This window comes from Desulfocurvus vexinensis DSM 17965 (genome assembly GCF_000519125.1).
GTDB lineage: Bacteria > Desulfobacterota > Desulfovibrionia > Desulfovibrionales > Desulfovibrionaceae > Desulfocurvus > Desulfocurvus vexinensis.
The window spans coordinates 190,715-204,020 of record NZ_KI912582.1; the positions used below are offsets into that span (position 1 = coordinate 190,715).

The following is a 13,306-nucleotide window of genomic DNA, read 5'->3' on the forward strand; positions in this document are numbered from 1 at the left end:
CGCCCCAGCGTCCCGGGCCCTGCCCTGCGGCGCTTGGCCGCAGGGCAGGGCCCGGCATGTGGGGTCACGGGGCCGTTGGCCCCGTGCGGGGGGTGCCGGGGGGCAGCGCCCCCCGGCCAGGGTCCGGGGCAGCGCCCCGGCGGTTGCTACTTCGCGGCCTCTTCGGCGGCCACGGCCCTGCCGAAGCCGTACTTGAGCAGGAAGGCGCCCAGGGCCACCACGGCTGCGGCCACGCCGCCAGCGACGGAGGCGGTCATGGACATGCCAAAGCCCAGGTCGGACAGGATGATGAACGAGGCGCACACGGCGGTCATGAAGGTGGCCGGGACGGTGCAGATCCAGTGGAAGCGGGCGGTCTTGGCCAGGTACACGGCGCCGGACCACAGCACGAGCATGGACAGCATCTGGTTGGAGAAGCCGAAATAGCGCCAGATGGAGTCGAAGGGCAGCTGGGAGATGACAAAGCCGATGACGAACATGGGCACGGCCACCAGCAGGCGCTTGGGCGCCTTGGCCTGGTTGATCTTGAAGGTCTCGGCCACGATGAGCCGGGTGGAGCGGAAGGCCGTGTCGCCCGAGGTGATGGGCAGGACGATCACGGCCAGCACGGCCAGGGCGCCGCCCACGGGCCCGAGCAGCATGTTGGAGGCCTCCTTGACCACGGCGGCGGGGCTGCCTGCGGCGACCACGGCGTTCAGGGCGGCGCCGTCGTCGTAGAAGCTCAGGCCGATGGTGGCCCAGACCAGGGCGATGACGCCTTCGATGATCATGGCCCCGTAGAAGACCATGCGGCCCTCGCGCTCGTTCTTCACGCAGCGCGCCATGAGCGGCGACTGGGTGGAGTGGAACCCGCTGATGGCCCCGCACGACAGGGTCACGAACAGGAGCGGCCACAGGGGCAGGTTCTTGGGGTGGGCGTTGGTGAAGAAGTCCATGTTGGGCAGGATGGGGTGGTCGCTGGCCATGAGGGCGACGGCGATGGCCACGGTCATCACCAGCAGCAGGGCGCCCAGGGCCGGGTAGAAGCGGCCGATGACCTTGTCGATGGGCAGGATGGTGGCCAGGAAGTAGTAGACGAAGATGGCGCCCACGAAGATCGGGGTGGCGACGCCGGTCAGCCCGGTGAGCAGCTTGGCCGGGGCCAGCACGAAGACCACGCCCACGAGCATGAGCAGGATCACCGAGAACACGCGCATGGCCTGGCGGGCAGGCATGCCCATGTATTCGCCCACCAGCTCGGGGATGCTGGCGCCCTTGTTGCGCACCGAGAGCATGCCGCTCATGTAGTCGTGCACGGCCCCGGCGAAGATGGAGCCGATGACGATCCACAGCAGGGCCGCCGGGCCGTAGAGGGCGCCCAGGATGGGCCCGAAGATGGGCCCGATGCCCGCGATGTCCAGCACCTGGATGAGCAGGAGCTTCCATTTGGGCATGGGCACGTAGTCCACGTCGTCGCGCATGGAGTAGGCGGGGGTGACGGCCTTCTCGTCGGGGCCGAAGACGCGGTCCACCACCGTGCCGTAGGTCATGTAGCCCACGACCAGGGCGGCGAGGCACAGGAAGAAATAGAACATGGCAAACCTCCGGTTGGCTTGGCCTGCCCGGGTGGGCCGGACGGCTTTGCGCCGCCCTAGCTCCGGCCCTGGTCCGGTTTCAATCCTTCTTGCGCGAAACGTCGATTCCGGTGCCTGAAATGCAGCATGTCCGGGGCGGGGGCGTCAGGCTGCGGCGGGCAGGGCCTGGCGGGGGATGCGCATGGCCACCAGGGTGCCGCCGCCGGGGCGCGAGCCGATCTGCAGGCCGAACTGGGCGCCGTAGATCTGGCGCAGGCGGCGGTTGCAGTTGGCCACGCCGATGCACTGGCCGTCGCCGTCGCTTTCCAGCAGCGCCCGGGCCTTGGCCGGGGCCATGCCCACGCCGTCATCCTCCACGGTGACATGCAGCTCGTCGCCGCGCACGGCGGCGCGCACGCTGACCATGCCGCCCTGCTCGCGCCCGGCCAGGCCGTGCTTGATGCCGTTTTCCACCAGCGGCTGGATGAGCAGGGCGGGCACGGGCCAGTCGCGGCAGTCGTCGTCCACGTGCAGCTCGGCGTGGATGCGCCCGCCGAAGCGGGCCTGCTCGATGGCCAGGTAGGAGCGCACCTGGTCCAGCTCCTGGGCCAGGGGGATGAAGCCGCCGCCGCTGTGCAGGTTGCGGCGCAGGAACACGGCCAGATCCTGGAGCAGGTCGCGGGCGCGGTCGGAGTTGGTGCGGCAGAACGAGGCGATGGTGTTCAGGGCGTTGAACAGGAAGTGCGGGTTGATCTGGGCTTGCAGGCGGCGGATTTCCTCGCGGGCCAGCAGGCGTTCCTTGATCTGGATGTCTTCGAGCTCGAGCTGGGTGGAGAACAGGGCGGCCAGGCCCCGGGCGATTTCGTAGCGCACGGCGTCCAGGCCGTTGCCCTTGGTGCCGTAGAGCTTGAGGGTGCCGACGATGGCCCCGCCCTTGCGCAGGGGCACGATGATGGCCGACTGGAAGGGGCAGCCGCGCACCCCGCAGCCGATGGCCGAGGCGTCGCGCACGAAGGCCGGGGCGCCGGTGTCGAGCACCTCGCGGGTGGCGGCGGTCATGATGCGCTGGCCGGGCAGGTGGTGGTCCGCGCCCTCGCCGACGTGGGCCAGCACGCGCGAGGCGTCGGTCACGGCTACGGCGGCCACGCGCACGCTTTCGAAGATGATCCGCGCGGCGGCCTCGGCGGTCTCGCGCGACAGGCCCAGGCGCAGGTGGCCCACGGTCTGCCCGGCGATGGCCAGGATCTGCTGGGCCTGGGAGGACTCGCGCTTTTCCCGGTAGTGCGAGACCACCACCAGGGTCTGCACGAACAGCGCGGCGCCGATGGTGTTGACGATGATCATGGGCATGGCGATGAGTTGCACGAGGCTCACGGCGTCGGCCAGGGGCCGGGCCAGGGCCAGCACCAGCAGCATGTGCACGCACTCGCCCCCGAAGGCCAACAGCGCCGCGGGCTTCCAGTCCAGGGGCTCGCGCAGGCGCAGGGCCACCAGCCCGGCCACGGTGCCCTCCAGGAAGGTGGCCAGCCCGCAGGGCAGGGCCGAGAAGCCGTAGAAATCGATGAGGTTGCGGTGCAACCCGGCGATGAACCCGGCCCCGGCGCCCACCACCGGCCCGCCCACCAGCCCGGCGGTGACCACGCTCATGGCCCGCAGGTTGGCCACCGAGGCCTGCACCGCGCCGCCGGTGTAGGTGCCCAGGATGCCCATGCCCCCGAAGAGCAGGATGAGGAAGATGGTGTTGCGCCGCGTGGTGGGCCGCAGGTCCACGTTGCGGGTGGCGCCCAGGGTCATGATGAGGAAGGCCGCCGTGAGCATGAGCCCGAAGCGTTCCACGAGGATGAAGAGCAGGTCGAGGGTGGTCATGGCGGCGGGCCGGCCTACAGGCCGAGGCGCTCCTTGAAGGCCGCCACGCGGCCCCGGCTGACGGTGACTTCCGAGCCCGCGGCGTCGTCCATGGTGCAGGCGTATTTGCCGTTGAACCAGGGCGAGAACCCGCGCACCCGGGCCAGGTTGACCAGTGTGCCCCGGTTGGCGCGGAAAAAGCAGTGCGCCCCCAGGCGCTCTTCGAGGATTTCCATGGTCACCGGGCCGTGGCAGGGCAGGGCGGCGCGCGCGGTGTGCGCCATCACGCGGCGCTCCTCGGTGCCCAGAAAGACGATCTCCTCGGGGCGCAGCAGGGCGATGCGCCCGCCCTGCTCCACGGCCACGCGGGTCAGCCCGCGCGCCGGGGCCATGGCTTCGAGCAGGCGCAGCACTTCGCCGCCCATGGCCGCGCGGTCGGGCGCGGGGCCATGGGGTGCGGCCAGGGCGCCGCGCACGCGGGCCAGGCTCTTGGCCAGGCGCTGCTCTTCCACGGGCTTGAGCAGGTAGTCCACGGCGTTGGCCTCGAAGGCGCGGATGGCGTAGTGGTCGAAGGCCGTGGCGAAAACGAACTGCGGCGGCCTGGGCGGCCCGTCGGCCAGCACCTCGGCCACCACGTCCAGCCCGCTGCCCCCGGGCATTTCGATGTCCAGGAAGGCCACATCGGGCGCGAATTCGCGGATGGCGGCCACGGCCTCGCGCGCCGAGGCGGCCTGGGCCGCGACCTCCACGTCGGGAAAACGCGAGAGCAGGAAGGCCAGTTCGTCGCGCGCGGGGGGCTCGTCGTCGGCGATGACGGCGCGTATGGGCATGGGGCGGGGCCTCCTCGTCGCCGGGCCGGGGCCGGGCGGACGCCGTCAGCTAATGCCGCGCGGCGGGAGGTGTCAAGGCCGGGGGCGCAGTGGCCATGCGGTGGAAACCGTTGCCCGGCGCGCGGCCGGACGCTTTATTCCGAAGCGCGCCCCTGCGCCGCCGCGTAGACGCGCAGCTTCTTGCGCTTGCCCACGGCGATGACGGTCACGAAGACAATCTCCTGGTCCACGCGGTAGACCAGCCGGTAGCCGACCTTGCGCAGCTTGATCTTGTAGCAGTCCTTCATACCCCGGAGCGCCGCAGAGGGCACGCGCGGGCGCTCCAGGCGTTCGGCAAGCTTTTTCCTGAACTGTTCGCGCAGGTCCGCAGCCAGGGCGCGCCACTCCCTGAGAGCCTGCTCGTGGAAGCGGAGCCTATAGGGCATCGATGTCCACATCCACGAAGGGCCCGTCCTTGCGTTCCTGGGCCAGCCGGGCGTCTTCGAGGTCTTCCAGGTATTCCAGCAGGCGTTCGTAGTGCGCGGCGGAGAGCAGGTAGGCTGCTGGCTTGTTGTGGTTCAGCACGGCCACGGGATCGTCTCCCGCCTGGCTCAGTACGGCGGTCAGGTTCCGCTTCAACTCGGTGACGCTCACGGTCTTGCTGGCATGGATGGTCTGCATGATGGCGTGCCTTTTTATGGTTCTTTTTTAATGCTAAATTATCCTCCGGAAGTGTTCGTGTCAACCGCTGCCCCGGCTGGCGGAGCCGGAGCGGGCCCGGTGCCCGGCGCCACAGCACGTCTGCGGGGCCGGGTTTATGCGCGCCGATGGCCGGGCAGGCCGGATTCTCGCCTCGCAGGCCTAGAAGCCGCCCAGGACCATGCGGTAGATGCGCCCGAGCATCGCGGGGGCCAGGGTCGCGTCCCAGTGGCCGGTGGCCCGGGCCCAGGCATACAGGGCCAGGAGCACGGCGGCGCAGCCCAGGCCCGCCAGGGCCCAGGGCATGCGGGCGGCGCCCAGGGCCGGGCCCAGGCAGCCGGGCACGGGGCAGGCCCCGGTGCACTCCATGCAGCCCACGCATTCCGGGGAGTTGACGCGGGTTTTCTCCTGCACGCGGATGGCCCCGGGGCAGACGCGGGTGCAGCGCCCGCACTGGATGCACGAGGCCGCGTCGCGGCGCACGGCCAGGGGCGAGGCCAGGGCCGCCAGGCCCAGCAGCGCGCCGTAGGGGCACAGGAAGCGGCACCAGAAGTAGGGCAGCACCAGCCCCAGGGCGGCCAGCACGCCCAGCACCGCCAGGGTCGTGCCCGAGGGGGCCAGGAAAAAGGCCAGCATCTTGGCGTCGGCGGCGATGTTGTAGGGCGTGCGCAGGAAGCCCTCCAGGGCCGCGAGGTCCATGCCCACCCAGGTGGTCCAGACGAAGAAGGCCAGCAGCAGGTATTTGGGCGCGGCCAGGGCCAGGGCTGCGCGCCGGGGCAGGGTCCGCGCCCAGCCCAGGGTCCGCCCGGCGCGGGCCAGCAGGTTGTGGACCAGCCCCACGGGGCAGACGTGGCCGCAAAAGCCCTTGCGCAGCAACAGCGCCATGAGCAGCGCCGCCAGGAGGATGGTCAGCCCGGCGGGGTGGACGGGGTCCCACTGTCCGGTGGCCAGCAGGCGGCGCAGGGCCAGAAAGGCGCTGATGGGCAAGAAACCCTCCACGGCGGGCGGGCGCGTGACCGGCCCCGGCCCCTGGCCCAGAACCCAGGACACGAAGCGGAAAAACTCCCACCCGGCCCACAGGCAGGTCAGGGCGAAGGCCGATTGCAGGGCCAGGCGCAGCCGTGCGGGGCGGCGCCCCGGGAGCGGTGCGGGGGAGGGTGCAGCGGGTTGCGGCGCGGGCGCGGGGGCGAAGGCCGGGGCGGCACAGGGGGCGGCGGGTTGTGCGGGCCCGGAGCCGGGCCGGGGGCCGGGTGCGGGGGGCGTCTTGGGGGCGCAGGGCCGGGACATGGGCGGACTCCTTGGGCTTTGCCAATGGCGGGGTGGTGCCGTACCGTGGCGGGGCGACGCTGGGGCAGGGTGCCGCGCAGGCCGCCCCGGCGCCTTGACGCGGGTCAAAAGGCTGCGCGCGGCGGCGCAGGCGCGGGGTGGGCGTCCGATGCACGGCGCCCGCCAGCTGCGGATGCCTGGGTGGCGTCGCGCGTGCCGGGGCGTCTGGCGCGCGGGTTGCCTCGCCGCCACTTCCGGGCGGCGGGCACCGGGGCGCTGCTGTACGCCCGGGAGCGGCCCGGGGCAAGGCGGTGCGCCGGAATTTGCACAAGAAAATGCGCCTGCGGGCGCGGGAGGATACGGATGAACCAGGAGACGACGGCGCTGGCCCGGGTGGTCGGCGCGCTGACGCAGGCGGCGGCGCGCATCCGCGAGCTGGAGCGCGAGGCCGAGGGGCTTTTGCACGAACAGGGCGACCCCCAGGGCGCGGCGGCGAAACTGCGCCGCAAGGCCGAGCTGCTGCGCGACCTGCCCGACGAGCTGGACGGGCTGCTGGACGGGCTGGACCCGCAGACGCGCGACCGCGTGGAGCGCAAGGCCGACAACCTCTGCGCCCGGGCCTCGGCGGCCCTGGGCCAAGGCAGCGTGTTCTGGATGCGCAACCTGCTCTACCCCGAGGACTACCGCGAGGGCGAGCCCAACGAACTGGAGCGTTTCATCACGAGCCTGGGGCGCTGACCACGCGCTTGAGATCCAGGCCGAAGCGGCGCATCCGGTTCTGCACCGTGCCCCGGCTGACGCCCAGCAGGGCGGCGGCGCGGGTCTTGTTGCCGCCGGTGGCCAGCAGGGCGTCGATGAGCGCCTGGCGCGGGTTGGCGGGCAGGGCAGGGTGCGGGGCTTCGGGCGCGCCCGGGGCGTTCGCCGGGTCCGGCGCCCCGTGGGGCGCCCCGGCGGGCGGCGGGCAGGCGCCGGGGGCGCCCCCCGCGTTCTGGATGGCCGGGGGCAGGTGCTCGGGGCCCACGGGCCCGGCGTCCTGGAGCACGCAGGCGTATTCCAGGGCGCTTTTCAGTTCGCGCACATTGCCCGGCCAGGGGTGGGCCGTGAGCAGGCGCAGGGCCTCGGGGGTCAGGCCCTGGGCGCCCCGGCCCGTGCGGGTGCGGATGTCCTCCAGGAAACGCGCGGCCAGCAGGGGGATGTCCTGCGCGCGCTCGCGCAGCGGTGGCACGTGGATGGGGATGACGTTGATGCGGTAGAAGAGGTCCTTGCGGAAGGCGCCCTCGGCCACCAGGCGCTCCAGGTTGCGGTTGGTGGCCGTGATCACGCGCACGTCCACCTCGATGGGTCGGTTGTCGCCCACGCGCTCGATGCGCTTGCTCTCCAGCACGCGCAGCAGCTTGACCTGGGTGGCCGGGGGCACGTCGCCGATCTCGTCCAGGAAGATGTCGCCGCCGTCGGCGGCCTCGAAGCGGCCCTCGCGGTGGCGGATGGCCCCGGTGAAGGCGCCCTTGACGTGGCCGAACAGCTCGCTTTCCAGCAGGCTTTCGTTCAGGGCCGCGCAGTTGAACTGGATGAAGGGCCGCTCGGCGCGCCAGCCCAGGGTGTGGATGGCGTGGGCGGCCAGCTCCTTGCCCGTGCCCGACTCGCCGAAGATGATCACCGGCGCGTCGGAGCGCGCGGCTTTCTCCAGCAGGGCGTAGAGCCGCTGCATGGCCGGGGAGTGGCCGATCATGCCGTGGAAGCCCGTGTCCAGCAGGCGCGACAGCTCCTCGATCTTGCGGTCCTTTTCCACCAGTTCCGAGAGGTCGGTCAGTGTTTCCACGGCGGCGATGACCTCGCCGTTGTCCAGGAGCAGGGTGGCGTTCTTGACCACGTCCACACAGGAGCCGTCCTTGCGCACGATGCGGCAGTTCTTGCGGCTCTGCTTGCGCTCGTCGAACAGGCGGCACCAGTGGTCGCGCCCTTCGCGGCGCGAGATGCGGCAGGCGTCGCAGTTGAGCACCGTGCAGGGTTTGCCCAGCAGCTCGCGCCGCGAAAAGCCCGTCAGCCGCTCCAGGGAGCTGTTGACCATGGAGATGCGCCCGTCGGGCCCGACGATGAACAGGCCCTCGTTCATGGTCTCGATGATCTCTTCCAGGTACTGCTTCACGGAATCCTGGTGCATGCCCGCCGCCTTGTTTTGCGCAGTTGATTAACCACCTGTTCAAATACTGATCAAATTTCGCTCTGGCAAGAGGCGTCGTCGTCACCGTGGCGTCACAAAGAAGGCCAGTTATTCCGGTGGGAAAAAATCATGGCGTTGCGCTGCGTAGCCTTCCGGCACAGGGGCTGCTAAGGGGAAAATGGACCCGGTTTCCCATGCACACGCGGCGGCGCTCCGGGTCGCGCCGCACGGCACCTGGAGCGAGATGAACCGCAGAACCTTCCTGAAGACCATGGCCGTGGCCGGGGCGCTGGCCGTGCCCGGCGCCGGAGCGGCCCGGGCCGGGGCCGCCGCGCCCGCCGGGCGCGTGGAGCTGGCCACGCTGCTGGACCTGTCGCGCTGCGTGGGCTGCGGCGAGTGCGTGGCCGCCTGCCGCGAGTCCAATGCCGCCAAGTTCCCCGAGCCGGTGCGGCCCTTCCCGAAGATGTACCCCGCGCGGGTCAAGGCCGAGGACTGGTCGGCCCGCCGCGACGAGGACGGGCGGCTCACGCCCTACAACTGGCTGACCATCCAGACCGCCGTGGTGGAGAAGGACGGCCAGGAGCTGGAGGTACATATCCCCCGGCGCTGCATGCACTGCGTGAACCCGCCCTGCGCCAACCTCTGCCCCTGGGGCGCGGCCTACAAGCGCGCCGACGGCGCCGTGCGCATCAACGAGGCCATCTGCCTGGGCGGGGCCAAGTGCCGCGACGTCTGCCCCTGGGAAATCCCCCAGCGCCAGACCGGGGTCGGCCTGTACCTGGACCTGCTGCCCGCCCTGGCGGGCAACGGCGTGATGTACAAGTGCGACCGCTGCCATCAGCGCCTGGACGCCGGGCAGCTGCCCGCCTGCATCGAGGCCTGCCCCATGGAGGTGCAGAGCATCGGCCCGCGCGAGGACATCGTGGCCCGGGCCCGCAAGCTGGCCGCCGAAACCGGGGGCTTCCTCTACGGCCTGGACGAGAACGGCGGCACCAACACCATCTACGTGTCGCCCGTGCCCTTCGAGGCGCTGGACCGTGCCGTGGCCCACGGCCCGGGGCAGCCGCACCTGCGCCCGGTGGCCGATGTCATGGCCCGCGACGAGGCCTTTGCCGCGGCGGTATTCGGCGCGCCCCTGGCCGGGCTGGCCGCCGGGCTGCTCACCGCCGTGCGCGGCCTGCGCGGCGGCGGAAAGGACGACGCCGGGCCCGGCGGGCCCGCCAAGGGCCCGGAGAACGGCCCCGGAGAGGAGAACGCCCATGGCTGAACAGCGCGCCACCTCGGGGCGCCCGCGCCGCACCGCCCGCAGGCTGTGGATCGCCCTGTGCCTGGCCCTGGGCTTCACCGGCGCGGGGCAGATGCCCATCTTCAAGCGCTACTACCTGGCCGACCTGCCGGGCCTGGCCTGGACGGCGGACTACATGCTGCTGCACACGGCGCACACCCTGCTGGCCGCCGTTTTCCTGGCCTGGGCCGGAGCCTGGGCCGGGGCGTGGCTGGTGCGCCGGGAGCGGGTCGCGGCCCTGGGCGCGTGGCGCGTGGCCGTGGTGGCCGGGCTGGCGGCCACGGGGCTGGCCCGGGTGGTCAAGAACCTGTCCGGCGTCTGGCTGCCGCCGGACCTGGTGCTGGCCGTGGACTGGGCCCACCTGGCCCTGGCCCTGGCCTTCGGGGCCCTGGGCGCGGCGGCGCTGCTGCGCGGCGCGCCGTATCCCGCCACGGCGGGGCGCTAATCATGCCACAGGGTTGCATTGTAATTCCACCGGGTGCGTAGCTGATTGAAATAAAGGCCTATAATTTTTTGGGGGAACATCTTGGAAATCGTCCCGCGAGGGGGTATCGTCCCCGCAGCATCCGCCCGGGCATGGGGCCCGGGGCCGCAACCTTCGCAGGGAGTCGTCCATGAAGTTGTCCACCAGAAGCCGCTACGGAACCAGGATGCTCCTGGACATCGCCGAGAACAGCAACGGCCGCCCGGTCTCGGTGAGCGAGGTCTCGGCGCGGCTGGGGGTCTCGGTGAAGTATCTGGAGCAGCTCATCCGGCCCCTGAAGCGCGGGGGCTATCTGGCCAGCGTGCGCGGGCCCAAGGGCGGGCACATGCTCACCCGCCGGCCCGAGGAGATCACCGTGGGCGAGGTTGTCCGGCTGCTGGAGGGTGGCATCAACCTCACCGACTGCGTGACCGACGGGCGGGCCTGCTCGCGCAGCGGCAAGTGCAGCGTGCGCAACGTGTGGGTGGAGGCCACGGCGGCCATGAACCGCATCCTGGACTCCATCACCCTGTCGCAGATCAGTTACGAGAACTGCGACACGAAACGATAGCGCGGGGGACGGAACCTCCGCGCCACATGGCCCGCCGGGCCGCCGCCGGGGTGTTTGCGGCGGCTGGCGGAGAACCTGAAACGCAGGGGGTGTCTGCATGAACCGTTTTCCGTCATTGCGCCGTGGGGCGTCTGTGGCGCTGCTTGTCCTGCTCTGGGGCGTATGCGCCGTGCCGCTGGCCCGCGCGGCCACCGACACGTCGGCGCCCGCCCAGGGCGGCGCGGCGGCCCCGGGCCGCCAGCTGGCGCGCCAGGCCACCAAGGACCCGCAGCTCTGGATCACCTCGGACCACACCAAACACGAGGCGCTGCGCCAGCAGTTCGCCAAGCCCGAGGACGTGACCCGCGCCTGCCTGACCTGCCACACCGAGGCCGCCGCGCAGTTCCACAAGAGCATCCACTGGACCTGGATCGACCCCAACTCCGAGCCCTCCGAGCGCATGGGCAAGGGCGGGCTGGTGGTCAACAACTTCTGCATCAGCATCCTGTCCAACGAGGCGCGCTGCACCTCGTGCCACGCCGGATACGGCTGGAAGGACAAGGACTTCGACTTCACCGACCCGGCCAAGGTGGACTGCCTGGTCTGCCACGACACCACGGGGACCTACGAGAAGTTCCCCACCAAGGCGGGCTACCCGGTGACCGAGCCCACGCCCTTCGGCCCCAAGAAGACCTTCCAGCCGCCGGACCTGGCCAAGGTTGCCCAGAACATCGGCCGCCCCGATCGCGACAACTGCGGCACCTGCCACTTCCACGGCGGCGGCGGCGACGGCGTGAAGCACGGCGACCTGGACAGCTCGCTGGCCGAGCCGAGCAAGAAGCTCGACGTGCACATGGGCGTGGACGGGCAGAACTTCGACTGCACGCGCTGCCACACCACCACCCTGCACAACATCGCCGGGCGCATCTACGCCAACCCGGCGGCCACCGAGCGCAAGAGCCTGCTCGAAGATGACCTGGCGCCGCGCATCACCTGCGAGTCGTGCCACAGCGCCACGCCGCACAAGGCCGGGCACAAGGCCAACGACCACACCGATAAGGTCGCCTGCCAGGCCTGCCACATTCCCGAATACGCCCGCGAGAAGCCGACCAAGATGAGCTGGGACTGGTCCACCGCCGGCAAGCTCAAGGACGGCAAGCCCTACAAGGAGCAGGGCCCCTACGGCAAGGACACCTACGATTCCATGAAGGGTGATTTCGTGTGGGAGATGGACGTGGTGCCCGAGTACTACTGGTGGGGCGGCTCCATGACCACCGTGCGCGCCACCGATGTCATCGACCCCTCGGGCGAGGTGCGCCTGTCCTGGCCCGTGGGCTCGCCCGACGACCCGCGCTCGCGGATCATGCCCTTCAAGATCCACCGCGGCAGGACGCCTTACGACACGGTGCACAACACCATGGTCGTGCCGCACCTGTTCGGCAAGGACGACACCTCGCTGTGGAACAACTTCGACTGGGCCAAGGCCATCCAGGCGGGCATGGACTACGCCGGGCTGGAATACTCCGGCGAGTTCGGCTTCGCGCAGACGGCCTGGGCCTACCCCACCACGCACATGGTGGCGCCCAAGGACAACGTGGTCGCCTGCGCCGAGTGCCACAGCAGCCAGGGGCGGCTGGCCAACCTGGCGGGGTTCTACATGCCCGGGCGCGACGGCGCGCCCCTGGTGGACTGGGCGGGCTGGGCCGCAGTGCTGGCCTCCCTGGTCGGGGTGCTGATCCATGGCGCCATGCGTGCGGCGTCCCGGTCGCGCAATGCGAAGGAGGAGCGGTCATGAGCGGTTCCGTGAAGAACGGCCTGAAGAAGGTCTACCTGTACACGCGCTTCGAGCGCTTCTGGCACTGGTTCCAGGCCGCGCTGATCCTGGTGCTCGCGGCCACGGGCCTGGAGGTCCACGGTTCCTTCACCCTGCTGGGCTTCGAGCGGGCCGTGGCCGTGCACGAATGGTGCGCCTGGACCTGGCTCGGGCTCTACGTGTTCATCGTGTTCTGGCTGTCCACCACCGGCGAATGGAAGCAGTACGTGCCGACCACGAAGAAGATCTACGAGGTGGCCATGTACTACGTGAGCGGCATCTTCCGGGGCGAGCCGCACCCCGTGCCCAAGACGCAGCGCGCCAAGCACAACCCGCTGCAGCGCCTGACCTATCTGTCCATCTCCACGCTGCTCATCCCGTTCCAGATCGTCACGGGCATCGTCTACCTCTACTACAACGACTGGGCGGCCCTGGGGCTGACCAGCCTGTCCCTGGAAACGGTGGCCACCCTGCACACCATCGGCGCCTTCGGCTTTTTGGCCTTCGTGGTGGTGCATGTGTACATGACCACCACCGGGCACACCGTCTCGGCCCACGTCATCGCCATGTTCACGGGCTGGGAGGAAGTGGAGGACGAAAAGGCCGTGCCCGAATGGGAGCGCAAGACCAGCCCCATGTAAGGTTCTCCTCCTCGGAAAAGCCGGGGGCGGCGCCGCGCCGGGCGCGGCCCGCTCCCCGTGCGAGGGGCTCCCGGGCCCCCGTCCGGAGCGTTCCGGGCGGGGGCCCGTTGCGCGTGCGGGGCAGAGGATGAAAATCGCTGTCACGATTTGCACTGCGCGGGCGATGGTGTAGTCTGGCGGCTCGGAGTCGGCCCGGCGGGATGGTCCTGCCGTTGGCGCGG

13 protein-coding genes are annotated in these 13,306 nt (G+C 70.8%); 6 read left to right on the forward strand and 7 right to left on the reverse strand.

Features of this window, described 5'->3' with window-relative positions; translation table 11 throughout:
* Positions 1-146 precede the first annotated feature (146 nt).
* The 6 genes from G495_RS0115510 to G495_RS0115535 all read right to left on the reverse strand — a co-directional run bounded on the left by G495_RS0115510 (position 147) and on the right by G495_RS0115535 (position 5,893).
* Entirely contained in the window at positions 147-1,574 is a 1,428-nt protein-coding gene (locus G495_RS0115510; protein ID WP_028588501.1) for a carbon starvation CstA family protein, read from the reverse strand.
* Positions 1,575-1,718: 144 nt separating this feature from the next.
* Positions 1,719-3,419 carry a LytS/YhcK type 5TM receptor domain-containing protein gene (locus tag G495_RS0115515; RefSeq protein ID WP_028588502.1) on the reverse strand — a complete coding sequence of 567 codons (1,701 nt, stop codon included), beginning with the start codon at positions 3,417-3,419 and terminating at the stop codon, positions 1,719-1,721.
* Between the two features lie 14 nt (positions 3,420-3,433).
* Positions 3,434-4,228, reverse strand: a complete 795-nt coding sequence (locus G495_RS0115520) for a LytR/AlgR family response regulator transcription factor (protein WP_028588503.1) — start codon at positions 4,226-4,228, stop codon at positions 3,434-3,436.
* A gap of 134 nt (positions 4,229-4,362) precedes the next feature.
* Positions 4,363-4,653 (reverse strand): type II toxin-antitoxin system RelE family toxin, encoded by a 291-nt coding sequence (locus tag G495_RS0115525; RefSeq protein WP_028588504.1) that lies wholly within the window; start codon positions 4,651-4,653, stop codon positions 4,363-4,365.
* The gene (locus tag G495_RS0115530) at positions 4,643-4,888 is read right to left on the reverse strand and encodes a type II toxin-antitoxin system Phd/YefM family antitoxin (protein ID WP_028588505.1); all 246 of its coding nucleotides are present in this window, start codon (positions 4,886-4,888) and stop codon (positions 4,643-4,645) included. The genes G495_RS0115525 and G495_RS0115530 overlap by 11 nt, the downstream gene beginning before the upstream one ends.
* Positions 4,889-5,068: 180 nt before the next feature.
* Entirely contained in the window at positions 5,069-5,893 is an 825-nt protein-coding gene (locus tag G495_RS0115535; protein WP_245588461.1) for a 4Fe-4S binding protein, read from the reverse strand.
* Positions 5,894-6,535: 642 nt separating this feature from the next.
* Between G495_RS0115535 and G495_RS0115540 the strand changes: the two genes are divergently transcribed.
* Positions 6,536-6,910 (forward strand): hypothetical protein, encoded by a 375-nt coding sequence (locus G495_RS0115540; RefSeq protein WP_051445459.1) that lies wholly within the window; start codon positions 6,536-6,538, stop codon positions 6,908-6,910.
* Here G495_RS0115540 and G495_RS0115545 read toward each other — a convergent pair.
* The gene (locus tag G495_RS0115545) at positions 6,891-8,333 is read right to left on the reverse strand and encodes a sigma-54 interaction domain-containing protein (protein WP_028588508.1); all 1,443 of its coding nucleotides are present in this window, start codon (positions 8,331-8,333) and stop codon (positions 6,891-6,893) included. The two genes, G495_RS0115540 and G495_RS0115545, sit on opposite strands and share 20 nt — an antisense overlap.
* A 178-nt stretch (positions 8,334-8,511) precedes the next feature.
* Here G495_RS0115545 and G495_RS19755 point away from each other — a divergent pair, with 178 nt between their 5' ends.
* The 5 genes from G495_RS19755 (at position 8,512) to G495_RS0115570 (ending at position 13,085) form a co-directional block, all read left to right on the forward strand.
* Positions 8,512-9,600: a 4Fe-4S dicluster domain-containing protein gene (locus G495_RS19755; protein WP_342667799.1), complete on the forward strand. Its 1,089-nt coding sequence runs from the start codon at positions 8,512-8,514 to the stop codon at positions 9,598-9,600.
* On the forward strand, positions 9,593-10,063 hold the full coding sequence (locus G495_RS20665) for a hypothetical protein (protein ID WP_051445460.1): 471 nt from the start codon (positions 9,593-9,595) through the stop codon (positions 10,061-10,063). The genes G495_RS19755 and G495_RS20665 overlap by 8 nt, the downstream gene beginning before the upstream one ends.
* Before the next feature lie 169 nt (positions 10,064-10,232).
* A complete protein-coding gene (locus G495_RS0115560; RefSeq protein WP_028588509.1) occupies positions 10,233-10,652 on the forward strand; it encodes an RrF2 family transcriptional regulator in 420 nt (139 codons plus the stop codon).
* Positions 10,653-10,749: 97 nt separating this feature from the next.
* Positions 10,750-12,426 (forward strand): tetrathionate reductase family octaheme c-type cytochrome, encoded by a 1,677-nt coding sequence (locus tag G495_RS0115565; protein WP_035252600.1) that lies wholly within the window; start codon positions 10,750-10,752, stop codon positions 12,424-12,426.
* Entirely contained in the window at positions 12,423-13,085 is a 663-nt protein-coding gene (locus G495_RS0115570) for a cytochrome b/b6 domain-containing protein (protein WP_028588511.1), read from the forward strand. The genes G495_RS0115565 and G495_RS0115570 overlap by 4 nt, the downstream gene beginning before the upstream one ends.
* Positions 13,086-13,306: the final 221 nt, after the last annotated feature.

Coding starts and splice junctions, on each gene's coding strand:
- G495_RS0115510 (WP_028588501.1), bottom strand. CDS start 1,574: ATGTTCTATTTCTTCCTGTGCCTCGCCGCCCTGGTCGTGGGCTACATG.
- G495_RS0115515 (WP_028588502.1), bottom strand. CDS start 3,419: ATGACCACCCTCGACCTGCTCTTCATCCTCGTGGAACGCTTCGGGCTC.
- G495_RS0115520 (WP_028588503.1), bottom strand. CDS start 4,228: ATGCCCATACGCGCCGTCATCGCCGACGACGAGCCCCCCGCGCGCGAC.
- G495_RS0115525 (WP_028588504.1), bottom strand. CDS start 4,653: ATGCCCTATAGGCTCCGCTTCCACGAGCAGGCTCTCAGGGAGTGGCGC.
- G495_RS0115530 (WP_028588505.1), bottom strand. CDS start 4,888: ATGCAGACCATCCATGCCAGCAAGACCGTGAGCGTCACCGAGTTGAAG.
- G495_RS0115540 (WP_051445459.1), top strand. CDS start 6,536: ATGAACCAGGAGACGACGGCGCTGGCCCGGGTGGTCGGCGCGCTGACG.
- G495_RS0115545 (WP_028588508.1), bottom strand. CDS start 8,333: ATGCACCAGGATTCCGTGAAGCAGTACCTGGAAGAGATCATCGAGACC.
- G495_RS19755 (WP_342667799.1), top strand. CDS start 8,512: ATGGACCCGGTTTCCCATGCACACGCGGCGGCGCTCCGGGTCGCGCCG.
- G495_RS20665 (WP_051445460.1), top strand. CDS start 9,593: ATGGCTGAACAGCGCGCCACCTCGGGGCGCCCGCGCCGCACCGCCCGC.
- G495_RS0115560 (WP_028588509.1), top strand. CDS start 10,233: ATGAAGTTGTCCACCAGAAGCCGCTACGGAACCAGGATGCTCCTGGAC.
- G495_RS0115565 (WP_035252600.1), top strand. CDS start 10,750: ATGAACCGTTTTCCGTCATTGCGCCGTGGGGCGTCTGTGGCGCTGCTT.
- G495_RS0115570 (WP_028588511.1), top strand. CDS start 12,423: ATGAGCGGTTCCGTGAAGAACGGCCTGAAGAAGGTCTACCTGTACACG.